General features: G+C 67.5%; 22 protein-coding genes. 16 read left to right on the plus strand and 6 right to left on the minus strand.

Features of this window, described 5'->3' with window-relative positions:
• Positions 1-55: 55 nt before the first annotated feature.
• Both OF829_RS13425 and OF829_RS13430 read right to left on the minus strand, forming a co-directional pair.
• Complete coding sequence (locus tag OF829_RS13425; RefSeq protein WP_264940591.1) at positions 56-1,075, minus strand: hypothetical protein; 1,020 nt, start codon at positions 1,073-1,075, stop codon at positions 56-58.
• A gap of 164 nt (positions 1,076-1,239) precedes the next feature.
• Positions 1,240-2,250, minus strand: coding sequence for a hypothetical protein (locus tag OF829_RS13430; RefSeq protein WP_264940592.1), 1,011 nt, complete (start codon positions 2,248-2,250; stop codon positions 1,240-1,242).
• 187 nt (positions 2,251-2,437) lie between these two features.
• On the opposite strand from OF829_RS13430, the gene OF829_RS13435 reads away from it, so the two are divergent.
• From OF829_RS13435 to OF829_RS13445, 3 genes are read left to right on the plus strand one after another with little or no spacing between them, the layout of a single operon-like run.
• A complete protein-coding gene (locus tag OF829_RS13435) occupies positions 2,438-2,701 on the plus strand; it encodes an HPr-rel-A system PqqD family peptide chaperone (RefSeq protein WP_264940593.1) in 264 nt (87 codons plus the stop codon).
• Positions 2,698-4,593 carry an asparagine synthetase B family protein gene (locus tag OF829_RS13440; RefSeq protein WP_264940594.1) on the plus strand — a complete coding sequence of 632 codons (1,896 nt, stop codon included), beginning with the start codon at positions 2,698-2,700 and terminating at the stop codon, positions 4,591-4,593. The genes OF829_RS13435 and OF829_RS13440 overlap by 4 nt, the downstream gene beginning before the upstream one ends.
• Positions 4,594-4,619: 26 nt before the next feature.
• Positions 4,620-4,901 carry a PqqD family protein gene (locus tag OF829_RS13445; protein WP_264940595.1) on the plus strand — a complete coding sequence of 94 codons (282 nt, stop codon included), beginning with the start codon at positions 4,620-4,622 and terminating at the stop codon, positions 4,899-4,901.
• A gap of 222 nt (positions 4,902-5,123) precedes the next feature.
• Here the strand turns inward: OF829_RS13445 and OF829_RS13450 are convergent, their stop codons facing one another.
• The 3 genes from OF829_RS13450 to OF829_RS13460 form a co-directional block, all read right to left on the minus strand.
• Positions 5,124-5,948, minus strand: a complete 825-nt coding sequence (locus OF829_RS13450; RefSeq protein ID WP_264940596.1) for a Stf0 family sulfotransferase — start codon at positions 5,946-5,948, stop codon at positions 5,124-5,126.
• A gap of 2 nt (positions 5,949-5,950) precedes the next feature.
• A complete protein-coding gene (locus OF829_RS13455; RefSeq protein ID WP_264940597.1) occupies positions 5,951-6,802 on the minus strand; it encodes a hypothetical protein in 852 nt (283 codons plus the stop codon).
• A gap of 84 nt (positions 6,803-6,886) precedes the next feature.
• Positions 6,887-7,036, minus strand: a complete 150-nt coding sequence (locus OF829_RS13460; protein WP_264940598.1) for a hypothetical protein — start codon at positions 7,034-7,036, stop codon at positions 6,887-6,889.
• A 295-nt stretch (positions 7,037-7,331) separates the two neighbouring features.
• Here OF829_RS13460 and OF829_RS13465 point away from each other — a divergent pair, with 295 nt between their 5' ends.
• From OF829_RS13465 to OF829_RS13525, 13 genes are all read left to right on the plus strand, one after another.
• A complete protein-coding gene (locus OF829_RS13465) occupies positions 7,332-7,628 on the plus strand; it encodes a TrbC/VirB2 family protein (RefSeq protein WP_406701435.1) in 297 nt (98 codons plus the stop codon).
• A gap of 4 nt (positions 7,629-7,632) precedes the next feature.
• Positions 7,633-7,917: a type IV secretion system protein VirB3 gene (locus OF829_RS13470; RefSeq protein ID WP_264940600.1), complete on the plus strand. Its 285-nt coding sequence runs from the start codon at positions 7,633-7,635 to the stop codon at positions 7,915-7,917.
• Entirely contained in the window at positions 7,914-10,292 is a 2,379-nt protein-coding gene (locus OF829_RS13475) for a VirB4 family type IV secretion/conjugal transfer ATPase (RefSeq protein ID WP_406701431.1), read from the plus strand. Before OF829_RS13470 ends, OF829_RS13475 begins: the two co-directional genes overlap by 4 nt.
• Entirely contained in the window at positions 10,292-11,527 is a 1,236-nt protein-coding gene (locus OF829_RS13480; protein WP_264940869.1) for a type IV secretion system protein, read from the plus strand. The genes OF829_RS13475 and OF829_RS13480 overlap by 1 nt, the downstream gene beginning before the upstream one ends.
• Entirely contained in the window at positions 11,524-12,351 is an 828-nt protein-coding gene (locus OF829_RS13485; protein WP_264940602.1) for a virB8 family protein, read from the plus strand. Before OF829_RS13480 ends, OF829_RS13485 begins: the two co-directional genes overlap by 4 nt.
• Positions 12,348-13,049: a TrbG/VirB9 family P-type conjugative transfer protein gene (locus tag OF829_RS13490; protein WP_264940603.1), complete on the plus strand. Its 702-nt coding sequence runs from the start codon at positions 12,348-12,350 to the stop codon at positions 13,047-13,049. Before OF829_RS13485 ends, OF829_RS13490 begins: the two co-directional genes overlap by 4 nt.
• A complete protein-coding gene (locus tag OF829_RS13495; protein ID WP_264940604.1) occupies positions 13,049-14,161 on the plus strand; it encodes a TrbI/VirB10 family protein in 1,113 nt (370 codons plus the stop codon). Before OF829_RS13490 ends, OF829_RS13495 begins: the two co-directional genes overlap by 1 nt.
• Positions 14,158-15,162, plus strand: a complete 1,005-nt coding sequence (gene virB11, locus OF829_RS13500) for a P-type DNA transfer ATPase VirB11 (RefSeq protein ID WP_264940605.1) — start codon at positions 14,158-14,160, stop codon at positions 15,160-15,162. The genes OF829_RS13495 and virB11 overlap by 4 nt, the downstream gene beginning before the upstream one ends.
• Before the next feature lie 73 nt (positions 15,163-15,235).
• Positions 15,236-16,732, plus strand: a complete 1,497-nt coding sequence (locus tag OF829_RS13505) for a L,D-transpeptidase family protein (RefSeq protein WP_264940606.1) — start codon at positions 15,236-15,238, stop codon at positions 16,730-16,732.
• 18 nt (positions 16,733-16,750) lie between these two features.
• Positions 16,751-17,053 carry a hypothetical protein gene (locus OF829_RS13510; protein ID WP_264940607.1) on the plus strand — a complete coding sequence of 101 codons (303 nt, stop codon included), beginning with the start codon at positions 16,751-16,753 and terminating at the stop codon, positions 17,051-17,053.
• Positions 17,054-17,173: 120 nt separating this feature from the next.
• Positions 17,174-18,529, plus strand: a complete 1,356-nt coding sequence (locus OF829_RS13515) for an NCS2 family permease (protein WP_264940608.1) — start codon at positions 17,174-17,176, stop codon at positions 18,527-18,529.
• The gene (locus OF829_RS13520; RefSeq protein ID WP_264940609.1) at positions 18,529-19,500 is read left to right on the plus strand and encodes a bile acid:sodium symporter family protein; all 972 of its coding nucleotides are present in this window, start codon (positions 18,529-18,531) and stop codon (positions 19,498-19,500) included. The genes OF829_RS13515 and OF829_RS13520 overlap by 1 nt, the downstream gene beginning before the upstream one ends.
• Positions 19,501-19,568: 68 nt before the next feature.
• Entirely contained in the window at positions 19,569-20,543 is a 975-nt protein-coding gene (locus OF829_RS13525; protein ID WP_264940610.1) for an alpha/beta hydrolase, read from the plus strand.
• 314 nt (positions 20,544-20,857) lie between these two features.
• Here OF829_RS13525 and OF829_RS13530 read toward each other — a convergent pair whose 3' ends face one another.
• Complete coding sequence (locus OF829_RS13530; RefSeq protein ID WP_264940611.1) at positions 20,858-22,336, minus strand: tryptophan halogenase family protein; 1,479 nt, start codon at positions 22,334-22,336, stop codon at positions 20,858-20,860.
• Positions 22,337-22,362 lie beyond the last annotated feature (26 nt).

Raw genomic sequence — 22,362 nt, forward strand, 5'->3', positions numbered from 1 at the left:
GAAAACGCCCGGACCGTTACCGGCCCGGGCGCAATCGATCCGACAGGCCGAGCGCTTACTGCTGCGCGACCGGGCCCGAGAAGGCGCCGTCGGCGGCGGCGGCGGCATTGTTGAAGTTGCCGTTGAGAAAGTTGTTGCCATAGCTTTGCACGGCGGCGCTGTTCGCCGCGGTGACGCCGGCGCTGACGCCGGCGGCGCTGGAGCCATTGTTGGTGATCGTGGTGGTGGCGAAGCGTGCCGACACGCCCGAGCCGTTGCCGAACACGCCGTTATTGCCGTTGTTCGCGACGATCGTGTTGGTGACGCTCATGTTGATCGTGCCGGTGCCCGCGGGCGCCTTGATCAGCATGCCGACCGCGCTGTTGCTGAACGTGCTGTTCGAAACCTGCGCGTTGATCTTGGTGCCGGTCGTGCCGGTCAGATCGAGGCGAAGGCCGGCATTGGCGTTGGCGGTCACGCGGCTGTTGGTGATGGTGACGGTCGCGGTGCCGCTGTTCCCCGGGGCGATCTTGATCGCGCCCGTGGTGGCGTTGCCGCTGGTGCCGCTATCCTGGACGACGACATTGTCGAGATTCAGGAACGAGGTCTTGCCGACGCCGGGCGTGAAGCTGATTCCCTGCGTGCCCTGGCCCTTGATCGTGGTGTTGCGGACATGAAGGCCAGCGCCATTGAGGAAGGTGATGCCGTTGGTGCCGGGGTTGCTCTGCAGCGCGAGAATGTCGAGGCCGCTCAGCGTCACCACGTCGGTGTCGGCAGCATTGATGATGACGCCGTTGAAGCCGGTGTTCAGGACGCCGCCTTCGGTGTAATCGCAGATGATCGACATCGACTTGGTGATCGTCACCGCGCCGAACCCGCCGGGATCGAGGCAGTTGATCTCGCCGCCCGCTGCGGTCTTCGAGATGGCGCCGGCGAAGGTCTTGCAAGGCGCCGTGCGGCTGCACGGATTGGCGTCGTCGCCCACGCCCGAAACCCAGGTGCGCGTCGCTTGCGCATAGGCCGGCGCGGCATCCAGCACGCCCATTCCAAGCACTGCAGCGCCGATCATCAACGCACGCTTGTCGAACGAAATCATGGAAATCCCCTTCCGAAATAGCATTCTGCCTCCCAGCAGATGCTCTGGCCGGATTCCCATAACTCAAACCGCGAAGAAATGCGCGATTTTTTAACCTTGATCGAAAGCAAGGCTCCCCGGGGATTTAACCCCGGGGAACAATCACTTTGGTACTTCGCGAGCGATCAGTGGAGGATGATCGTTCCCGAGAAGGCACCATTCGACAGCGTGTTGGTATTATTGAAATTGCCGTCGAGCACGTTCGTGCCATAGCTCGACAGCGTTGCGCCGCCGACCGCGTTCACGCCGGTGACCGCAGCCGCCGAGCCTGAGCCGTTGCCGGTGATCGTGCTGGTCCCGAAGCGCCCCGTGGCGCCGGTGCCGTTGCCGACCACGCCACTGTTGGCGTTGCCCGAGAACACCGATCCGGTGACGCTCGCATCGATGATGCCGGTACCCGCGGGCGCCTTCAGGATGATGCCCACGCCGCTGTTGGTGAACTGGCTGTTGGTCACCTGGGCGTTGATCCGGGCGCCGGTGATGCCGGTGATGTCGAGACGCAACCCGACATTGACGTTGCCCGACGCGCGAACATTGTTGAGCATGACGTTGGCAGTGACGTTGGCGGCCGGGGTGACGCGGATCGTGCCGGTGGTGGCATCGCCCACGGTGCCGTTGCCGATCAGGATCACATCGTCGAGATTCATCGTCGCGGCGGTCGTTTGCGGCTGGAAGGTGATGCCGTTCGTCGCAAAGCCCTTGATCGTCGTGTTACGCACATTGAGCACGCCGCCGTTGAGGAAGTTGATGCCGTGCGTGCCCGGAACAGTGCTCGGCCCGAAGATGTCGAGTCCGCTGATCGTCACCACATCCGTGGAAGCCGCATTGACGACGATCCCGCTCGTGCTTGCAACCAGCACGCCCGCCTCGACATCGTCGCAGATGATCGAGATCGCCTTGGTGATCGTCACGCCGCCGAAGCCGCCCGGATCGATGCAGTTGATCTCGCCGCCTGCGGCGGTCTTCGAGATCGTGCCCTGGAGGGTCTTGCACGGCGCGGTGCGGCTGCACGGATTGGCGTCGTCGCCCACACCCGACATCCAGGTGCGCGTCGCCTGCGCGCAAGCCGGCGAGGCGGCCAGCAATCCGCCCGCCAGCATCGCGGCGGCGGTGGTCATCAGCTTGATCTTGGTCATCGCGAACTCCGGCTTGGTTAATTTTTGCCGGCGGCAGGATAGTCGTTACGGGGGCGGCGAGCGAGCAAAGAGTTTTCCATGTTTCTGGTATGTTACCGGAACGCCTCCCGCGCGCGCGGTTGTCGCGCGATTGTGGCGCCCGCCGGGCCTTGCTAGGCGTCCGGCACCTCGCACCGGAACCGCCCCCTTGCTCAGCGTCGCGCCGTACATCAGTTGGAACAATGTCGAGGGCGAGCTTGCGCTCTTCGATACGCGCAGCGGCGCCTATCACGCGCTCAATGCGAGCGGCGCGGCGATCTGGCGAGCGCTCGCTTCGGGCAAGGGCGAGGCGGAGACCGTCGATGCCCTCGCCGCCGCGCACGACGCGACGCGCGAGGCGATCGCCGACGCGGTCCGCACCTTCATCGCCGATGCGCTCGCGCGCGGGCTGCTGGTGGAGCGCGCCGCTTGAGCGCGATCGCCGGCGCCGTGTTCGCGGACGGGCGCGACATGACCCCGGCATTGCTCGCTTCGATGGCCGAGGCGATGCCGGTGCGCGGCTTCGACGGAATCAGCCACTGGCATGACGGCCCCGCGGGGATGATCCGGTTCCATCATGCCGCGACGCCCGAGGCGGTGGGCGAGGTTCAGCCGCTCCGAGGCCCTTCCGGCGCGGTGATCGCGTTCGACGGGCGGCTCGATAACCGGGTTGATCTGCTCGCTTTGCTCGGGCCGCGCGGAGCCGGACTGGCCGATGCGCCCGACGTCGCGATCGCGCTCGCCCTGTTCGAGGCGCGCGGCGAGGATTTCGTCCAGGCGCTGGTCGGCGACTGGGCGATGGCGATTTGGCAGCCGGAGCCGCGCCGCCTCTTCTGCGCGCGCTCGCCGGGCGGCTGGCGGCCGTTCCTGTGGACCTTCGACGGCAAGACCTTCGGCTTCGCCACCGAACCGCGCGCGCTGGTCGTCGGGCTCGGGCTCGAGCGGCGGCTCAACCAGGGCGCGATCGGCGAGATGATGGCGGCGCGCTTCGTCACCAATACCGAGACCTTCTGGGACGGCGTCCAGCGCCTCGGCCAGGGCGGCGCGCTCGCGTTCGAGAAGGGCGCGGTGCGGACCTGGCAATGGCACACGGGGCCGTTCGAGGACCTGTCGCACCTTTCCGAGACCGACCTGATCGACAAGTTCCGCGAGACGCTCGACACCGCGTTGATCTCAGCGATGCGGAGCAATACCGCGGTCAGCTCGCATCTCTCGGGCGGGCTCGATTCCTCGACCGTCGTCGCGCGGCTGACCGAGTTGCACCGTGCCGGACGCGTCGCGAGCCAGGTCAACGCCGTCACCGCGCGCTTCCCCGGCGAGAGCCAGGACGAGACCGAATGGAGCCAAGCGGTCGAGAAGCATCTGGGCATCGCCGCGCGGGTCACCGCCGCCGACCCCTATCCGCTGGACGACGCGCGGCGCTGGACCGCCGAGACGTTCCAGCTGCCGCTGCGCCCCAATGTCCATGACACCACCACCGCCGCCTTCCGCATGCTCCAGCAGGGCGGCGAGCGCGTACTGCTCACCGGCGAGGGCGGCGACGACTGGATGGCGGGCAATTTCGGCTATCTGCCCGACATGCTGATGCGCGGGGACCTGGTCGGGCTGTTCCGCCAGGCGATGACGCAATTCCCCGCCGAGCCCGTCCATGTGCGCCTGCGCCGCACCGCCTTCCTCGCCGCGGCGCCGGTGTTCAGCCGCTCCTATCGCGCCAAGTTCCTGAAGCCGCATCTCGTTCTCGATCCGCCGATGCCCGATTTCATCCGCGCCGATTGGGCCGCGCGGATCGGGCTCGCCGATCGCTGGGCGAACACCCCGCCCCCGGTCGATCCGCCGGGCTTCGCGCAGAAGCAGCGCTACGCGACCTTCACCCATGCGCGGCGCCACATCGCCCACGACACGATCCTCGCCGCCGCGGAGCGTCACGGCGTCGAAATGCGTCACCCGCTCCACGATCTGCGCCTCGCCAATTTCTTCATGGGGGTGCCGGGCTGGATGCTGCGGCGCAACGGCGAGAAGAAATACATATTGCGCGAGGCGATGCGCGGGACGCTGACCGAAAAGGTCCGCACGCGGCAGGACAAGGCGGTGTTCATCACCAGCCTGGTCGATGCGATCGAGGACCGCTTCGCCGAATGTCCGCCGCAGCAGCTGATCCCGGCGCGAATGGGCTGGATCGACGGCGACCGGGTCGAGGCGATGTTCGCGCCGGCGCGCGAATGGCGGCGCGCGGGATCGCCCGGGCCGCTCACCCGCACGCGGATCGGGCCGGTCTGGTTCATCGTCGCGATGGACCTGTGGCTCGAACACGCATTCGGGCTATAGCCCCGCGCGAGCCACGAGAGAATCGCATGTCCGCCCTCACCGACACCAGCATCGCCGCCCGCGCGGACAACAAGGTCGCCGCCGATCTGGGCGAGCAGACCGTGATCATGGACATTGAGAGCGGCTATTATTTCCAGCTCAACCAATCGGGCGCGGCGATCTGGGGGCAGCTGGAAACGCCCATGGCGCTGGCCGAGATCTGCGCCCGGCTGAAGGCGAGGTTCGAGGTGGACGCGCAGACCTGCCGCGCCGAGGTCGGCGAATTCCTCGAATTGATGCGCGACAAGGGCCTCGTGACGATCCGCTAGGGTCTTTACGCCATTCGCTTTGGCTTGGGCTTCGGGGGCCAAGCCTTGCAATGTAGGATTTCGCCTGCTTGGCTGGCGCAGCCGGGCGCTCCGGCCGCTCTTTGACCCTATCGATCCTCACCTTGCGAACTACGCGTTTCCCTCCCGGGAACCGCGCGGCGCAAAACATGCGCGATAGTGTGAAGCTAGTGTCAACTTTCACATGCTGGGACCGCGCTCCGCTCACGCCCGCTCCGTCCGCTCGCGAAGATAGCGCAGCACCCAGGCCTCGTTGCCCGCATCCGCCTGGCGCCGCATCCGCATCGGCGGCACCGCGGCGGCGCTGCCGAAATGGCCGAGCACGGTGCGCACGCTGCCTTCGTAATCGGCGGCAAGCTGTTCATAAGTGAGCGCCAGCGGGGCCGTGCCGGTCGCGGCGAAATAGTTGCGCCAATGGCCGTGGCAGAAATCGGAATAGGCGACATAGCCGTCGATCCGGTCGAAATCATAGGCGGCCGTTCCGATGGCCGGCTGCTCGCCCATATCGGGGACGATGCGGAACTGGCCGGTCTGGGTCGCGGCGAGCCCCGAAACCGCCTGACGCACCCGATCGATGCGCTCGAGATGGACATGCTCGGGGTTCGGGAAGGCTTGGGCGAGCACGGCCGCGATGGCGCGATAGTCGTCGGGCGTCACCGCATCGGGCGCGCGCCCGCGCAGCTCGCCGAAGCGTGCCGGATCGAGTTCCGCCGCCAGATCCTCGACGTCGCGCCAGAAGATCTTGACCGAGAGCGTCCCCGACGGATCGGTGCGATGCCGGTGCACCGCCGCGATCTGTTCGCGCAGCCCGTGCGTGCCCCAGCGCCCGGCGAGGCCGGGCAGGAAGCCCCGGTGGAAATATTCGAGCGGGCAGCCGAGCCCGCCCGCGAAATAGAGCGCTTCGCCGAGCAAGCTGCTCCCGGAGCGCGGATGGGTGGCGATCAGCAGCGTGCGGCGCGGCGGCCCTTCGCGCTCGGGATAGTCGTGCGCCGCGCCGGTCAGGTCATAGGGTTTGCGGCCGTCCGCCATCGTCACGCCCTGAGAATGCCCCGCAGCAGCTCCGCGACTTGCGGCAATGCTCCGTAATCGGCGGGATAGCGCAACCCGTAGCAGGGCGTCACCCGCGCGATCTCGCCGAGTCGCCCGAACGTGTCGACCGTTTCCCGGTTCGCGTCGGCGGGATTGAAGCGAATGCGCTGGCGCGAGGCGCGGATTAGCCCCTCGCCCGCCGGCAGCGGCCGCAGTTCGGGCATTTCGATATTGGGCAGACGCGCGAGGAAGATCAGCGCCTTGAGCGGTACCGCGCCGCCATCCTGCTCGCCGCCGGGCGCGAAGCGGACCTTGCCCTCATAACCCGGCATGGGGACGCAGAGCGGGTCGGGCAGCTCGAGCCCGACACGCGAATCCTCCCACACGCACACGCCGGTGGTCGACGGGGTGACCACCGGTGCTCCAGGCTCCCAGATGATCGAGATATCGTCGCTCAATATATCCCAGCCGTTCGCCCCGAGCGATGCCGACAGCGTCGACTTGCCCGCGCCGGAACCGCCGAGCAACATCAGCGCGCCGCCATCGATCGCGGCGGTGGCGGCATGGACCGCGGTCGCGCCATAAAGCATCGCGACGCGCGGCAGCACGCGGCGGACCAGCACGTCGAGCCAGGCAGGCTCGTTGGGCCGCTCGACGAAACAGCGCACGCGGTGCCGCCCCGGCTCGATCAGGAAGGCGCCGTCGAGCGCGGACGCCATCAGCCAATCGCTGCCGCAGCTGCCCAGCGTCAGGCCGTAGCGGCCGCCCCAGCCAAAGAGGATATGATCGGCTCGGGGTGCCGGACCCGTTTCGACGGTGAGCGCCACATCGGCCTTGGCCGGCGGCAACCCCACACGAAAAGGCCGCAGCTGGTCCAGCTCTGCGCTGGAACCGAGCCGCAGCCCCCCAAAACTATATTGAAAACTCAGACGGTCGATTCAGCTGTTGCTGCTGAGCGCATCGCCCGGGTTGATAGTAGCGGCCTGGGTGGCCGAAACCGGCTCGAACGAAGCGATCTCCGGCTTCACCCAGATGTTGCGGGTCTCAACCACGGTTTCGGTCTCAAGAGTCTTTTCGACAGAAGTCATGCTTTTCAGCCCCACGATTTATCTCAGGTGGGGAACTATCATGGCGGTTCGGCTAATTCAATCGTTACCGTAAACCCAATCTTGCCGTTTGCGGCGCCCATATGCTGTTCGCGCCGCGATCCCGCAACTATGGTTAATGCAAGGCTTTCTGGTCAACACCCTGCGCCCGAACACGTCCGAGATCGGGACGGCCCCGGCCCCATTGGCAAAGCGCGCGCGACCGCGCAGTATCCGCTGGGGTCCGAATCAGCAGGAAAAGGCGAGGATTGTGGGGATTTTGAAGCGCGTGCGCCCGTTGGCGTGGGCCGGAGCAGCTTGGGCGACCATCGGATCGACCGCCGCACAGGCGTCGCTGGGCGATCCGGCGGGCTCGGGCGTGATCGTCTCGGCGGTGCGCTGGCTCGAGGGGACCTTGCTCGGCACGATCGCCACGGTGGTCGCGGTGATCGCGGTCGCCTCGGTGGGCCTTTTGATGCTCACGGGCCGGATCAACTGGCGCTATGGCGCGACTGTGATCGTCGGGACCTTCATCCTGTTCGGCGCGGCCAGCATCGTTGCGGGGATCCAGTCCACCGCGCAGATGGCGCAGTGACGCCATGAATGGGCTGGAACGCGATTCGCTGTTCGTGGCCCTCACGCGCCCGCAGATGTTCGCCGGCGTGACCTATAGCTATTTCATCATGAACATGGTCGTCGCGACCGAATTGTTCCTGCTGTTCAAATCGGCCTGGGTGCTGGCCGCGGCGCTGGTGATCCACCTGATCGGCGTGCTGCTATGCCTGCGCGAGCCGCGCTTCTTCGATCTCTGGATGACGCGCGCCAGCCGCACGCCCAGGATCAAGAATTACAAGATCTGGCGATGCAACTCGTACAGGCCATGATTGGGCCGCCCCTGACAGAGGACCCCAAGGTCATCGCGCGCGAGGCTCCTGCGGGGAAGCATCTCCCCTATGCGCGCCATGTCGACGACCATACGATCGAGACGCGCGACGGCTTGCTGATGCAGGTGATCCATCTGCGCGGGCTGCTGTTCGAAACCGCCGACACCGACGAGATCAATTACCGCAAGCGGCTGCGCGACGCGATGCTGCAGGCGGTGGGATCGTCGCGGTTCGCGGTCTACCACCATATCGTCCGCCGCAAGGTGGATGCCGAGATGGCAGCGGAGTTCCCCGACCGTTTCTCGAAGCAGCTCGATGATGCCTGGCGCGCGCGGCTGGCGACCAAGCAGCTCTATGTCAACGAGCTGTTCCTGACGCTGGTGCGCCGCCCGCTCCAGGGGCGGATCGGCATGCTGGACCGGATGCGCGAATTGCTCGGGCGCCCCGCCAATGGTTCGGGCGCCGGGGAGGGCGAGAGCGCCTATGAGCGCCGCCAGCTCGACGTAGCGCGCGATGCGATCCTCGCCGCGCTCGCCAGCTACGGCCCGCGCGTTCTCGGCGTCTATCAGACCGAGCAGGGGCCCTGCTCCGAGCCGCTCGAATTCCTCTCGGCGCTGTACAATGGCGAGGTCCGCCCGGTGCTGCTGCCGATGCAGGATCTGGGCAACTACCTCCCCTATCGCCGCGTCAGCTTCGGGCAGGAGACGGTCGAGCTCGGCCAGGCGGGCGCGACGCCGCGCAGTTTTCTCGGGCTGGTCTCGATCAAGGATTATCCGGGCCAGACCGCGCCCGGCATGCTCGACGAATTGCTCCGCCTACCCTTCGAGCTGACCGTGTCCCAGAGCTTCGGCTTCGTCGAGCGCCAGGCGGCGCTGTCCAAGATGAACCTCGCGCTGAGGCGGATGAAATCGGCCGAAGACGAGGCGGTGTCGCTGCGCGCGGACCTGTCGAACGCGAAGGACGAAGTGGCGGCGGGCCGTGCGGGCTTCGGCGAGCATCACATGACGATCGCGGTCCGCGCCGATTCACCCCAGGGCGTCGATGAAGGCGTCGCCGAAGTCCAGGCCGCGCTCGCCGATCTCGGCATCATCGCGGTGCGCGAGGAGATCGGGCTCGAGCCCGCCTTCTGGGCGCAGTTCCCCGGAAATTTCAAATATATCGCGCGTCGAGGCCTCGTCTCGACGAGCAATTTCGCGAGCCTCGCCAGCGGCCACAACTTCCCGATGGGCGAGGCTGCGGGCAATCATTGGGGCGAGGCGGTGACCCTGCTCGAGACCACTGCCGCGGGCCCCTATTATTTCAACTTTCACCAGGGCGATCTGGGCAACTTCACCGTCATCGGGCCCTCGGGCTCGGGCAAGACGGTGGTGCTCAACTTCCTGCTCGCCCAGGCGCGCAAATATCGCCCGCGCATCATCTTCTTCGACAAGGATCGCGGCGCGGAACTCTTCATCCGCGCGATCGGCGGGCGCTACGACCAGCTGCGTCCGGGCATCGAGAGCGGGCTCAACCCGCTCCAGATGATCGACACGCCGATCAACCGCCAGTTCCTGATCGACTGGGTCGCCTTGCTCGCGGGCGGCGCGGACATCGACGAGATGGCGAAGATCAAGGACGCGGTCGACGCGAATTTCCAGCAGCCGATCGGGCACCGCCGCCTGCGCCACCTTGCCGAGCTGTTCCGCGGCGGCCACCGCCCCCACGCCGCCGATCTCTGGGCCCGCTTGCGGCCCTGGTGGGGCGAGGGCGAGCGCGCCTGGCTGTTCGACAACGAAACCGACCTGACCGATCTCGCCGCCGATGCGGTGGGCTTCGACATGACCCAGATCCTCGACGATCCCACGCTGCGCACCCCGGCGATGATGTACCTCTTCCACCGCGTCGAGGAGCGGCTCGACGGGACCGCGGCGATCATCGTGGTCGACGAGGGCTGGAAAGCGCTCGACGACGAGGTGTTCGTCCGGCGGATCAAGGATTGGGAAAAGACGATCCGCAAGCGCAACGGCATCGTCGGCTTCGCGACCCAGTCGGCGCAGGACGCGCTCGAGAGCAAGATCGCCAGCGCGATCATCGAGCAGGCCGCGACCCAGATCTTCATGGCGAACCCCAAGGCGCGCGCCGCCGACTATATCGACGGCTTCGGCCTGACCCCGCACGAATATGAGCTGGTCCGCTCGCTCCCCGACAATGCGCATTGCTTCCTGATCAAGCATGGCGCCGAGAGCGTGGTCGCGCGGCTCAACCTGACCGGTGAGCGCGACATCCTCACCATCCTTTCCGGCCGCGAGCGCACGGTGCGCCTGCTCGACGAGATTCGCGCCGAAAAGGGCGACGATCCCGCCGACTGGATCCCGCGCCTGCTGGAGGTCGCGTGATGCCCGCGTGCCAGCCCCTCACCTATGAGAGCGGCTTCGTCACGGGCATGCTCAACTTCGTCGATTGCCAGGCGCAGAATATCGGCTCGCAAGGCTATCAGGCACTCGCCGCGCCCGGATCGACGCTGTCGCTGCTGCTGACCGGTTTCCTCACCTTGTTCGTCGCCTTTTACGGCTATCGGATGCTGTTCGGGCAGACCCCCGGCATCCGCGATGGTGTGATGGCGATGGCCAAGATCGGCATCGTGCTGGCGCTCGCCACGAGCTGGCCCGCCTATCGCGCGCTCTTCTATGACGTCGCCCTCCATGGCCCGGCGGAGATCGCCAGCGGCGTCGGCGCGCCGGCGGGACTGCCGGGGGCGAATGGCGGGATCGTCGCGCGGCTGCAGGGCGTCGATGCGGCGCTCATCGCGCTCAACAAGGCGGGCGTGGGCACGCTTGCCCAGCGCGACAAGGAGACGGTGACGCGGGTGGTCAACGGCCAGCAGCAGACCGTGGTCCAGCCGACGCGCGAATCCGACAATTTCGAACCCACGGCGCTAGGCTGGGCGCGCGTCCTCTATCTCACCACCGCGATCGCCGGGTTCGCGTCGGTGCGGCTGGTCGCGGGACTGCTGCTCGCGCTCGGGCCCTTCTTCATCGCCTTTCTGCTGTTCGACACGACGCGCGGGCTGTTCGAGGGGTGGCTCCGCGCGCTCGCCGCGGCGGCGCTCGGCGCGGTCGGTGTGACGGTGCTGCTCGGGGTCGAGCTGTCGCTGCTCGAGCCCTGGCTCACCAATCTGCTCGCACGGCGCGCGGTCCAGCTTTCGGTGGTCGGCGCACCGACCGAGATGCTCGTCGTCACGCTTGCGTTCGCGATCACGCTCGCGGCGATGCTCGCGGCGGTGACACGGCTGGCGATGGGCTTCCATTTGCCCGCCTCGATCCGCGCCGTCTCGTCGCAGCTCGTCTCGAACCTGCGCGGCGGCGAAGGTTTCCAGCGCCCCGCCATTGCCGGCCCGCAGGTCCCGGCCGAGCAGCGCTCGCGCGCCGCCTCGGTGGCCGAAGCGGTTGCCGCGACCCAGCGCCGCGAGGCCGCGCAGATCACCGTGAACGCCGCCCAGCGCCAGGCGAGCGCGACAGGCCTGGCCCGCGATCTTCCCCCGCCGGCACCGGTGCCGCTGGGACAAAGCTATAGCCGCCGCACGCGCAACCGGGCATCGGGCAGCGCCGGCAGACGGGATTCGACGTCATGAAAATGAAGGCGCGCGAGGCGCTCGACACTTATTACGAGCAAGCCGAGGGCTGGGGGAAGGACCAGCAGGATTCGCTTCGCGGATCGCGCAAGCTCGCCTGGATCGTGGCATCGGTGGCGGCGCTGATCGCGGTGATCGAGGCGCTGGCGCTGTGGCAGATGATGCCGCTCAAGACGGTCGAGCCCTATACGCTGCTGGTCGACAAGAACACGGGCTATGTCCAGGTGCTCAAGCCGCTCGAGCCGGGCGCGGTCGCGGGCAACACCGCGCTGACCCAGAGCTTCCTCGTCCAGTACGTCATCGCGCGCGAAAGCTATGACGTGAATGCGGTGCAGGCAAACTACCGCAAGGTCGCGCTCTGGTCCGAGGGGCAGAACCGCGCGCAATATATCGCGGGGATGCAGGCCTCGAACCCCGAAAGCCCGATCAACCTGATCCCGCGCTCCTCGGTGGTCGAGACGCGCGTGAAGAGCGTGACGCCGATGGCGGGCAACACCGCGATGATCCGTTTCGACACCGTCCGCCGCGACGGCAATGGCGGGGTGCATCCGGCGCAGAGCTGGGTCGCGGTGGTGAAGTATAAATATTCGGGCGAACCGATGTCGATCGAGGATCGCTATGTGAACCCGCTCGGCTTCATGGTGACCGGCTATCAGCGCAGCGCCGAGACGCTCAATACCGCGCCCGATCCCGATGCCGAGCCCGGCGTCGCCGCGCCCGCACAGGCCGCGCCTGGCGGCGTGGCGATCCCCCAGGGACAACCGAACGGGCAGCCTTCGCCCCAGCCTTCGCGCGGCCCCAATGGCGTCGAGCTGACCCTGTGAGGCTGTTGCTGGCCTTGATCGCGCTGCTGGCGCCGGTGGCCGCCCAGGCGCAGGTGATGCCCAAGCCCGGTGCGGGCGATCCGCGCGTCCAGTCGGTCGAGTATAATGCCGATCAGGTGGTGCTGCTCCAGGCCGCGCCCGGCTATCAGGTCGCGGTCGAGTTCGCGCCCGACGAGCGGATCGAGAATGTCGCGATCGGCGATAGCGGCGCGTGGCAGGCGACCCCCAACAAGCGCGGCGACCGGCTGTTCGTGAAGCCGATCCAGGCGGTGGCGACCAACATGGTCGTGGTCACCGACGCGCGCACCTATGCCTTCGAGCTGCGCCCGCTCTACGGCGCCGCGAGCGACATGGCCTATACGGTGCGCTTCACCTATCCCGGCACTGCACAGGCCGACACCACCACCGAAACCGCCGCCGCCGATGCCCCGCGCGGCCGCTATCGCCTGACCGGCGACGCATCGATCCGTCCGAGCGGGATCGATGACGATGGCAGCAAGACCTATATCGAATGGCCCGCGTCCGCGACCTTGCCTGCGGTATATTCGGTCGATGCCGAGGGGCGCGAGGCATTGGTCAACGGCAATATGCGCGACGGCATCTTCGTGATCGACAGCGTGATGCCGCGCCTGATCTTCCGGCTCGACCGCCAGGTCGCCCGCGCCGAGCGCGTCACCGAACAGGCGAAGGCGAACTGATGGCGACCGTCCCTCCCGGCGATCCGCGCGTGGCGGCCAGCGGCAATGGCGGCAACGTCGCGCCCATGGTCGCGCTTCCCCGCGGTGGCCCTTCCTGGATCGTGATCGCGATCGGCATGGCGATCCTCGGCGTGCTGCTGTTCAGCGTGCTCGATTCACGCCGCCGCGCCGCCGAGGTGCCGGCGGTGCGCGCAGGCTCCGCAGACCGTGCTGCGGGCGCCGTAAGCGCTGCGCCGCCGTCACTCTATGTCCCGCCCGCCCCGCCGCCGCCCGCGCCGGCGGTGACGGTGCAGCCCGAGCCGGTGCGCCAGCTGCCACCGCCGCCGCCGCAGATCGTCTATGTGCCCCAGCCTGCGCCGGTGCAGCAGCAGCCGGTGGAAATGCCCGCGCCGCCGCCGCGGACCAGCGCCGAACCCGCCTTGGTCTTTGACGGCACCGGTGCCGATGCCGGCCCCGCCGCGCCCACCACCGCCGACAAGGAAGGCGCAACCGAGGGCACTACGCCCGGCACCTCCGCCGCCAGTGTCGCGGGGAGCCGCGCGCGTTCGGGCGTGCTCGCCAACCGCTCGACCACCGTGCCGCAAGGGACGCTGATCCCCGCAGTACTCGAAACCGGGCTCGATTCGACCCGCCCCGGCCTCGCCCGCGCGATGGTGACGCGCGACGTGCGCGGGTTCGACGGCACCCGCATCCTGATCCCGCGCGGCAGCCGGCTGATCGGCGAATATCGCTCCGAGGCGCAACCGGGACAGAAGCGCGCCCTCGTCAATTGGGTCCGGCTGATCCGGCCGGACGGCGTGACGATCGCGATCGGCTCGCCCGCGGGCGATCCGCTCGGCCGCGGCGGGATCGGCGCGAGCGTCAACAACCATTTCTTCGCGCGCTTCACCGGCGCGATCCTCCAGTCGGTGCTCGATGTCGGCGTCAACCTCGCCTCGCGCACCAGCGGCTCGCCCATCGTCGTGGCGCTGCCCGGCACCGTCCAGAACGTCACCGGCCCGCTCCAGCAGAACCAGCAGGTCACCCCGACTCTGACGGTCAAACCGGGCACCAGCATCACCATCTTCGTCGCGCGCGACCTTGATTTCACCGGCGCCGGGGCCCGCAGATGAGCGCGGAGACCGAGGCCAAGAATGACGATGGCCGCGTCTATCTCCGCTCCTATCTCGCGCCGCTCAACGATATGCTCGCGCGGCCCGACGTCACCGACATCTATGTCAACCGTCCCGGCGAGCTGTGGATCGAAACGCTCGGCGGCGCGATCGAGCGGCACGAGGCGCCGGGGCTCGACGAAGCCACGATGGCGCGGCTCGCCCGACAGATCGCCGCGCTCTCGCATCAGGGGATCAGCCGCGAACATCCCCTGCTCTCCGCCACCCTGCCCGACGGCGCGCGCGTCCAGATGATCGCGCCGCCGGCCACCCGCAGCGGGATGGCGCTGGCGATCCGCAAGCACGTCACTTCTGACCTGACGCTCGACGATTATGTCAGCGCCGGCGCGTTCGAGGGCACCAAGCGCCGCAATGCGCCAGAGGAATCGCAGATCGACAAGGCGCTGGCTGCCCTGCTCGACGATGGCGATATCGCCGGCATGCTCTCCGCGGCGGTGCGCGCGCGCAAGAACATCCTCGTCTCGGGCGGCACCTCGACCGGCAAGACCACCTTCCTCAACGCGCTGATCCGCGAGATCCCGCAGGAGGAGCGGCTGATCTTCATCGAGGACACCCCCGAGATCCATCTCCACCACGCCAATGCGCTCGGCCTGCTCGCCGCGCGCAGCGAGCTGGGCGAGGCCAAGGTCGATATGAACGATCTGCTCGCCGCGTCGCTGCGGATGCGGCCCGACCGGATCATCCTGGGCGAGCTGCGCGGGCCCGAGGCCTATGCGTTCCTGCGCGCGATCAACACCGGCCATCCCGGATCGATGACCTCGGTCCATGCCGATTCGGCCGAGCGCGCGATCGAGCAGATCGTTTTGCTCGTGCTTCAGGCCGGAACGCAGCTTGGCCGCGACGATGTCCGCCACTATGTGCGGTCCACGGTCGATGTGTTCGTCCAGCTGACGCGCACCGGCGGCCGGCGCCGCGTCGCCGAAGTGGTGTTGAGTCACTGATTCGGGCTGGCGGACCGGCGACGAAGCGTGTATTATCAGCGACGAAATGTTGCGCGTACGATATGAGGGGGCCATGCGAAACCTGATTGCCCGCAATCGACCCAAAGCGGTGTGGCTGCTGGCCGCGACGGTGATGCTCGCCGCGCCGGGCATCGCCCAGAATGTGCCGAGCCCTACGCCTGCCGCCTCGCCGACTCCGACGATCGTGCCGATGGTGCAGGCGCCGCCCCAGGTGGTGCCCCTGCCGCAGCTCTCGCCCACCCAGGCCTCGCAGCTGATCAGCCTGCTCAGCGAGGCCCGCTTCGCCCAGGGCCTCGTCCATGCCGGCGCGGCGCCGGTGACGCCCGCCAGCAATGACGAGTTGGTGCGCGCCGCGCTCGATTATGCACACGCGGTCCATTCGGGCCGCCTGGACCCTGAGGATTTCCAGAAGGATTGGGGCCTGCGCCCCGCGCCTTACGATCCCCTGCCCGCCTTCGCCGCCGCAGTGAAAGCCGACCGGCTCCAGCGCTGGATCGACGGGCTGCCCCCGCCTTATTCGGGCTATGACGGGCTCAAGGCCGGGCTCGACACCTATCGCCGGATCGAGGCCTCGGGCGGCTGGGCGCAGCTCGCCGCGGGCGCGGACCTCGCCCAGGGCGCCAGCGGCCCACGCGTCGCTGCGCTGCGCGCCCGGCTCGCGGTCGAGGATTCCGATGTCGCAGTCGCGGGCGACAAGTTCGATGCCGAGCTGACCGAGGCGGTCAAGCGCGCCCAGCGCCGCTATGGCCTCAATCCCACCGGCGTGCTCGCCGCGCAGACCCGCGCCTCGCTCAACGTCCCCGCCGCCGACCGCGTCCGCCAGATCATGGCGAACATGGAGCGCTGGCGCTGGCTGCCGCAGGAGCTGCCGCGCAACCGCATCCAGGTGAACATCGCCGCCGCCGTCCTCACCGTGTTCGAGGGCGATGCCCCGATCGCGTCGATGAAGGCGGTGACCGGTGCGCCGGGCGGTCGCGAGACGCCGATGCTCAGCTCGCGCATCCACTCGATCGTGCTCAATCCGCCGTGGAACGTGCCCCCGGGCATCGCCGCCGCCGAGCTCTTTCCCAAGGGCCCAGCCTATCTCGCCGCGCATGGCTTCAAGGTGATCGGCGACGGGCCGAACAAGCGCCTCCAGCAACAGGCGGGAACGCAGAGCGCGCTCGGCCGCTACAAGTTCGACTTCGACAATCCTTATGCGGTCTATCTGCATGACACGCCGAGCCAGGCGACCTTCGCCTCGTTCAACCGCCTCGCCAGCCATGGCTGCATCCGCCTGGAAAAGCCCGCGGCGCTCGCGCGGCTGCTGCTCCGCAACGATCCGGCCTGGCCGCCCGCAACGATCCAATCGACCGTCGACAAGGCGGTGACGGTGCGCGTCCAGCTGCGCCCTCAGGATCAGGTGGCGGTATATTTGCTCTATTGGACCGCCTATGCCAGCGGGAGCGGCGTGATGAATTTCCGCGGCGATCCCTATGGCTGGGACAAGACGCTCGCGGCCCGGATCGAGCGGCGCTCGGCCATCGAGGCGGGCCGCGCCGGACGCTAAGAAAAGAGGGAAGACGGTATGAAGAAGCTTGTTTCGTTGCTCGCGGTTGGTTCGATGGCGCTCGCCTTGTCGGCATGCGGCGGCAATTCGGAGACCACCACCACCAACACGATCGAGACCAATGTCGAGGAGATCGGCACGGTCAACGAGGCGGAGAATCTGGCCACGCCCGAGCCAAGCCCCTCGCCGAGCGTGACGCCCGCCCCCGCCAGCACCGGCAAGGAGTTCGATTCGACGACGACGCAGGACGACGCCGACGCCACCGGCATGACCTCGCGCGTCAACCGCGACGACGGCAACGACAGCCAGCCGGCGCACTGAGCTTCCGGCCCGAGAGTGTGAGGGGTCCGTCACCTGGGTGGCGGGCCCCTCGTCCGTTTCCGGGCCCTTCCCCTCCCCGCCTCCCACGCTATGCTGGCCGGGCTCAACAGGGGGGCAGTGATGACCGAACCGACCGAAGCCACCGTCCAGCCGGCGGGCGCGCTCGACCGCCACTTCGAACTCAGCGCGCGCGGCACCACCGTCCGAACCGAGGTCCTCGCCGGCGTCACCACCTTCCTCACCATGGCCTATATCATCCTGGTCAATCCCTCGATCCTGGGCGCGGCGGGGATGAACGTCGCCGCCGTCGCCGCCGCGACCTGCCTCGCCGCCGGTTTCGCCAGCATCCTGATGGGAATGACCGCCAACGTCCCGCTCGCGCTCGCGCCGGGGATGGGTCTCAACGCCTATTTCGCCTTCACCGTGGTGCAGGGGATGGGCGTGCCGTGGCCGGTCGCGCTCGGCTGCGTGTTCATCTCCGGCATCGCCTTCCTGCTGCTGACCTTCGCGGGCATCCGCCAGCTGATCATCGCCGCGATTCCGCGCCATCTGTTCGCCGCGGTCGCGGGCGGGATCGGGCTGTTCATCGGTTTCATCGGCCTCAAGAACGCGGGGGTGGTGGTCAGCAATCCGGCGACATCGGTTGCCCTGGGCGACCTGCACGCGCCCGGGGCGGCGCTGGCGTTGTTCGGGCTGGTCGTGATCGCCGTGCTCGCCGCCTGGAAGGTGCGCGGGGCGATCCTGATCGGAATCGTCGCGACCACCATCGCCGGGGCGGCGCTCGGTCTCGTCCCGTTCAAGCCTCAGCCCTATGATCTGACCGCGATCTCGCAGACCGCCTTCAAGCTCGATCTTGCCGGCGTCTTCGGCCTTTCGGGGAGCCATGGGCTCGGCCTGCTCGAGATATTGTTCGTCTTCCTGTTCGTCGATCTGTTCGACAATATCGGCACGCTGGTGGGCGTCACCCGCCGTGCCGGGCTGATCGACGCGCAGGGACGCGTGCCCCGGCTCAACCGAATCCTGTTCGCCGATTCGATCGCGACGATCGCCGGCAGCCTGGCGGGCACGAGCACGGTGACGAGCTATGTCGAAAGCGCCGCGGGGGTGCAGGCCGGCGGGCGCACCGGGCTGACCGCGGTAGTGACGGGCGTGCTCTTCCTCGCGGCGATGTTCATCGCACCCTATGCCCAGCTGGTGCCGCTCGCCGCGACTGCGCCCGCATTGATCCTGGTGGGCGCGCTGATGATGGCGCCGCTGATCGACATCGAATGGGACGATCCGGAGATCGCCATCCCCGCCTTCCTGACCGTGGCGATGATCCCGCTGACCTTCTCGATCGCCAACGGCCTCGCCTTCGGCATCACCGCGCATGCTTTGCTCAAGCTGCTGCGCGGCAAGATCGGCGCGACCGATTGGCTGTTGCTGCTGCTCGCCGGACTGTTCGTGGCGCGCTTCGCGTGGCTATCGGCCGGGTAATGTTCGCCCGATTCTTCGCCGTCTTCGAGCCTTACATCCTTGCGCTGCTCGGCACCGTCGTCCTCGCGACGCTATTGCCGCCGCGCGGGATCTGGGTGGGGGTGTTCGATTTCGCCGCCGATGCGGGAATCGTGCTGCTCTTCTTCCTCCAGGGTGCACGGCTGTCGCGCGAGGCGATCCTGGCGGGGATCGGCAACTGGCGGCTGCACCTCGCGGTACTCGGCTGCACCTTCCTGCTCTTCCCGGTGCTGGGGCTTGGCGTCTCGGCGATCCCGGGGCTCAACCCGCAGGTCGCGGCGGGGATGCTGTACCTCACCCTGCTCCCCTCGACCGTGCAGAGCTCGATCGCCTTTACCTCGATCGCGCGGGGCAATGTCGCGGCGGCGGTGTGCAGCGCGTCCTTCTCGAACCTGATCGGGATCGCGCTCACCCCCGCGCTGGTCGCGCTGCTGATGGGGGGCGCCGGCGGAATGGGCGGCATTTCGTTCGCCTCGATCGAGACGATCCTGCTCCAGCTGCTGCTGCCCTTCGTCACCGGGCATCTGCTGCGCCCCTGGATCGGCGGCTGGGCGGCGCGGAACAGGGCCTTGCTGGGCTATACCGACCGCGGATCGATCCTGCTCGTCGTCTATACCGCGTTCGGCGCGGCGGTGGTGGGCGGGTTGTGGGCGAAGCTGCCCCCCGCCGATCTCGGCCTGATCGTGCTGCTCTGCGCGGCGGTGCTCGGCGTCGGGCTGAGCCTTACCCTCACGCTCGGGCGGCTGCTGAAGCTGCCGCGCGAGGATGCGATCGTGCTGCTCTTCTGCGGCTCGAAGAAGAGCATCGTCGCGGGCGTGCCGATGGCGGGGGTGCTGTTCCCGGCGGCGCAGGTGGGCGTGGTGATCCTGCCGCTGATGCTGTTCCACCAGATCCAGCTGATCGCCTGCGCGGTGATCGCGCGGCGCTATGCCGAGGCCGAGGCCAAGGTCTAGGCCAAGGTCTAGGATTGACGGGCCTTTCGCCTGCCCTAGTCTCTACCCGGACAAGCGGGAGAGGATGGATGAAGGCGATGTTTCACGCGCTGGCGCTGGCCGCCGCGCTGATGACCGCGAACGCCGCCAGCGCGCAGGAGCGCAAGCCGGGCGATTATCCGCTCACCGCCGAATCGCTGGCCAATCCGGCGATCGCGCATGGCGAGCTCAAGGGGCCGTTCGAGTTTCGGAGCAAGGTTTTTGCCGGAACGGTTCGCCGCTACTGGATATATGTGCCAGTTGGGTACAGTGCCGCCCGGCCCGCCAATCTGCTGGTCTTTCAGGACGGCCAGCGCGCGACCAATCCCAACGGGTCGCTGCGCATCCAGAATGTGCTCGATAACCTGATCGCCAAGGGGGACATCCCGCAGACGATCGGGGTGTTCGTCACCCCCGGCAATCTCAGCGAGCATTATCCGGACACGCTCGGCTTCGGGAACCCGGACCACCGCGCGCCAGAGTATGACGCGCTCAACGACAATTACGCCCGCATGCTGATCGACGAATTGCTGCCCGAGGTCGCCAAAAGCTACAAGTTCAGCAGCGACCCGACCCATCGCGCGATCGGCGGGACGAGCAGCGGGGCGATCTGCGCCTGGACGGTGGCGTGGAACCGGCCCGACGCCTTCCGCAACGTGATCAGCATGATCGGCAGCTATACCTCGATCGGCTATCAGCCCGCGACGGCCGATCACCCGCTGATCCCCGGCGGCGACCTCTATCCCGGGCTGATCCGCAAGAGCAGCATCAGGCCCATCCGCATCTTCCTGCAGGACGGCAGCGGCGACCTCGACAATGAGCATGGCAACTGGTTCCTCGCCAACCAGCAGATGGTGGCGGCGCTCAACTGGGCCAATGCCAATGCAGACAAGAACGGCGTGCCGGGCGCGCGCTATGACGTGAAGTTCGTCTGGGGCGACGGCGCGCACTCGGATGCGCATGGGGGCATGTTGCTGCCCGAGATTCTGCGCTGGATCTGGCGGGAGCAGAAGCCGGGCGGGTGAGTCGCGCCGTCCCAGCATGTGAAAGTTGACACTAACTTTACACTGATCGGGCCATTCCGCGGCGATCACATTGCGAAGCGGAAAGTCAGCAAGAGTCGGCCCAAGACGCGGTTTTTCGAAGCCAAGAGTCGCGATGTCAAAGAGCGGTCCGGATCGCCGGGCGCGGTGAGCGAAGCAGGGGAAATCCAACATTTCAAGGGGTTGACCCTCCTCGATACGTCATCCCGGCGAAAGCCGGGACCCAGAGCCAAGCAGGACTGGCCCATGTGACTCCTGGGTCCCGGCTTTCGCCGGGATGACGATTGAGGGGACGGTCAAGCCAGCGCCTCGGCCCCGCAATAGCTGTCGACGAAGTCCTGGTGCGCCGGCATCCGCGCCACGGCGCCCGCGATGTTGGTCTTGAGATCGGTCAGCGCCTGTTTGAGCTGAGCGTCGGTCAGCAGCCGGCCCATATGGTGATAGGCCTGGGGCACCAGCCGCTGGCCGATCATCACCTGGAGCCACGAGTCGATGCGGAAAAGCTCGTCCTGATCCTGATAGGCCATGCCCGATTCGCGGAACAGCGCGATGCGCGCCGCGAGCGAATCAGGAATGCTCATGTTCTTGCAATAGCGCCAGAATTCGGAATCCTCGCGCTCGGTGAGCTTGTAGTGGAGGGTGACGAAATCGCGCACCATCTCAATCTCGGCCTGCGCGCGCGCATTGTAGCGATCGACCTGCGCCTGGCTGATCCCGGCGAAGGGGAAGGACTGGATCAGGCGTGTCACCCCGACCTGGATCAGGTGGATGCTGGTCGATTCCAAAGGCTCGACGAACCCCGACGAGAGGCCGAAGGCGACGACATTCTTGTCCCAGGTCTTGAGCCGCCGCCCGGCGCGGAAGCGGATCGGCTTGGGCGCGAACACCACCTCGCCCTCGATGCGGGCGTGGAGCCCGTCATGCGCGGCCTCGTCGCTCATGTGATCGCTCGAATAGACGAAGCCGTTGCCGACGCGGTGCTGGAGCGGGATCTGCCACATCCAGCCGGCCTCGTGCGCCATGGCGCGGGTATAGGGGACGGCGGGGCCGACCGCCCTGGTCTGGATCGGCAGCGCGCTGTTGCAGGGGAGCCATTGGCCCCAATCCTCGAACCCGGCTCCCAGCGCCTGCTCGATCAGCAGCCCGCGGAAACCGGTGCAATCGATGAACAGGTCGCCCTCGATCCGCGCGCCCGATTCGAGGTTGATCGCGATGACGAAGCCGCTCTCGCCGTCCTGATCGACGCTCGTGATCTTCCCCTCGACGCGCCTGACGCCGAAGCCTTCGCTGAACTTGCGCAGGAAGCGGGCGTAGAGCGCGGCGTCGAGATGATAGGCATAGTTGATCGTCGATTCGGGCCCGCAAGCGAACTTGCCAGCCCGCAGCGCTTCATGCTCGAAACAATATTGACCGACCTCCCCGCCATAGCCCTGCGCGACCGCATGCAGCCAGAAATGGTGGAAATCGCCCATCCAGGTCGATTTGCCGACCACGCCGAAGCTGTGGATGTAGCGGTCGCCGATCCGCGCCCAATCCTCGAACGAGATGCCGAGTTTGAAGCTCGCGCGGTTGTCGCGCATGAACTCCTGCTCCTTGATCCCGAGCAGCTGGTGGAAGCGGCGCACCGTCGGCACGGTCGATTCGCCGACGCCGATCGTGCCGATCTCCTCGGATTCAACGAGAGTGATGTCGAGCAGCGTGCCGAGCGTGCTGCCCAGCGCCGCCGCGACGTTCCAGCCCGCAGTGCCGCCCCCGGCGATGACGACGCGTTTCACCTTCTGCGATTCCACGCCGGTTTCCC

The organism is Sphingomonas caeni (assembly GCF_026013415.1).
Taxonomy (GTDB): domain Bacteria; phylum Pseudomonadota; class Alphaproteobacteria; order Sphingomonadales; family Sphingomonadaceae; genus Sphingomonas; species Sphingomonas caeni.

What these genes read in the sequence shown, in the direction of transcription:
- OF829_RS13425 (WP_264940591.1), bottom strand. Translation starts at nt 1,075, where the DNA reads ATGATTTCGTTCGACAAGCGTGCGTTGATGATCGGCGCTGCAGTGCTT.
- OF829_RS13430 (WP_264940592.1), bottom strand. Translation starts at nt 2,250, where the DNA reads ATGACCAAGATCAAGCTGATGACCACCGCCGCCGCGATGCTGGCGGGC.
- OF829_RS13445 (WP_264940595.1), top strand. Translation starts at nt 4,620, where the DNA reads ATGTCCGCCCTCACCGACACCAGCATCGCCGCCCGCGCGGACAACAAG.
- OF829_RS13450 (WP_264940596.1), bottom strand. Translation starts at nt 5,948, where the DNA reads ATGGCGGACGGCCGCAAACCCTATGACCTGACCGGCGCGGCGCACGAC.
- OF829_RS13460 (WP_264940598.1), bottom strand. Translation starts at nt 7,036, where the DNA reads ATGACTTCTGTCGAAAAGACTCTTGAGACCGAAACCGTGGTTGAGACC.
- OF829_RS13470 (WP_264940600.1), top strand. Translation starts at nt 7,633, where the DNA reads ATGAATGGGCTGGAACGCGATTCGCTGTTCGTGGCCCTCACGCGCCCG.
- OF829_RS13475 (WP_406701431.1), top strand. Translation starts at nt 7,914, where the DNA reads ATGATTGGGCCGCCCCTGACAGAGGACCCCAAGGTCATCGCGCGCGAG.
- OF829_RS13480 (WP_264940869.1), top strand. Translation starts at nt 10,292, where the DNA reads ATGCCCGCGTGCCAGCCCCTCACCTATGAGAGCGGCTTCGTCACGGGC.
- OF829_RS13485 (WP_264940602.1), top strand. Translation starts at nt 11,524, where the DNA reads ATGAAAATGAAGGCGCGCGAGGCGCTCGACACTTATTACGAGCAAGCC.
- OF829_RS13495 (WP_264940604.1), top strand. Translation starts at nt 13,049, where the DNA reads ATGGCGACCGTCCCTCCCGGCGATCCGCGCGTGGCGGCCAGCGGCAAT.
- virB11 (WP_264940605.1), top strand. Translation starts at nt 14,158, where the DNA reads ATGAGCGCGGAGACCGAGGCCAAGAATGACGATGGCCGCGTCTATCTC.
- OF829_RS13505 (WP_264940606.1), top strand. Translation starts at nt 15,236, where the DNA reads ATGCGAAACCTGATTGCCCGCAATCGACCCAAAGCGGTGTGGCTGCTG.
- OF829_RS13510 (WP_264940607.1), top strand. Translation starts at nt 16,751, where the DNA reads ATGAAGAAGCTTGTTTCGTTGCTCGCGGTTGGTTCGATGGCGCTCGCC.
- OF829_RS13515 (WP_264940608.1), top strand. Translation starts at nt 17,174, where the DNA reads ATGACCGAACCGACCGAAGCCACCGTCCAGCCGGCGGGCGCGCTCGAC.
- OF829_RS13520 (WP_264940609.1), top strand. Translation starts at nt 18,529, where the DNA reads ATGTTCGCCCGATTCTTCGCCGTCTTCGAGCCTTACATCCTTGCGCTG.
- OF829_RS13525 (WP_264940610.1), top strand. Translation starts at nt 19,569, where the DNA reads ATGAAGGCGATGTTTCACGCGCTGGCGCTGGCCGCCGCGCTGATGACC.